Raw genomic sequence first — 1,226 nt, forward strand, 5'->3', positions numbered from 1 at the left:
GGCGGGGGGTGCGGGCGGCGGGGCGGGGGCAGGGGGGCGTTCATCGGCGTCGATCCGGACAGGGCGCGCGGGGCGCCGTCAGCGCGGCAAGGGCGGCACGCCGGCGATGCGCAGGCGCAGGATGTCGCGGTACTCGTTCGGGTCCTTGACCAGCACCATCTCGCCTGCGCGCGGCAGGTGGAAGTCGGTCGCGCGCGACATCCAGAAGCGCAGCGCGGCCGCGCGCAGCATGGCCGGCCACGCGGCGACCTCGGCGTCGGTGAAGGGGCGCTCGGCGTGGTAGGCGTCGAGCAGGGCGGCGGCGCGTGCGCCGTCGAGGCCGCCGTCGGGCGTGGAGCACCAGTCGTTGACGGTGACCGCGACGTCGAAGAGCAGCGCGTCGTAGCCGGCGAAGTAGAAGTCGATGACGCCGCCGATGCGCACATCGCCATCGGCGTCGGTGTCCCACAGCACGTTGTCGCGGAAGAGGTCGGCGTGGATCGCGCCGGCGGGCAGGGCGGCGACGTCGATGGTGGCCTGGAAGGCAAGCTCGGCGTCGAGCAGGGCCTGCTCGTCGGCGGGCAGGAAGGGGCGCACCACCTGCGCGGTGGCGGCGCGCCAGGCGGCGCCGCGCGGGTTCTCCTGGCGGCGGCCGTAGGACTGGCCGGCCAGGTGCAGGCCGGCGAGCATGGCGCCGACCTTCTCGCAGTGCGGCAGGCCGGGGTTCATCTCCGAGCTGCCCGACAGCCGCACCACCAGCGCGGCGGGGCGCTCCTGCAGGGTGCCGAGGTATTCGTTGTGGCGGTTGGCGATCGGGCCTGGGACCGGCAGGCCGTGGCGCGCGAGGTGGGCCATCAGGTGCAGGTAGTAGGGCAGCTCGGCGCGCGGGATGCCTTCGAAGAGCGTGAGCACGTAGCGCCCGAGCGTGGTGGTGACGAAGAAGTTGCTGTTCTGGACGCCGGCCGAGATGCCCTTGAGTTCCACCAGGCGGCCGATGGCGTAGTCCTTGAGCCAGTCGGCGAGCACGGATTCGGGAACGGGGGTGAAGACGGACATGCGGACTCCGGGTAAGGCGGTCGGGTTGGGTTCAGGCGGACTGGGCGGCCGGGGTGTCGATGCGCGCTGCGGCGGTGCGCTGCGCGGCCGCCTTCACCGCCTGCCAGGCGGCGAACTTGGCCGCGAGCCCGCGTGCGGCGTGCGCCGGGCTGGTCGAGGGCAGGCGGGCGAAGTGCAGCGCCGGCAGCGCG

Annotated in this window: 1 protein-coding gene; it reads right to left on the reverse strand. The window is 74.0% G+C overall.

Going from position 1 to position 1,226, the window contains the following annotated elements:
• Positions 1–78: 78 nt before the first annotated feature.
• A complete protein-coding gene (locus tag C667_RS23100) occupies positions 79–1,035 on the reverse strand; it encodes a homoserine kinase (RefSeq protein ID WP_004389250.1) in 957 nt (318 codons plus the stop codon).
• Between the last annotated feature and the right edge of the window lie 191 nt (positions 1,036–1,226).

Origin of the sequence: Thauera phenylacetica B4P (assembly GCF_000310225.1) — a bacterium.
Classification (GTDB): domain Bacteria; phylum Pseudomonadota; class Gammaproteobacteria; order Burkholderiales; family Rhodocyclaceae; genus Thauera; species Thauera phenylacetica.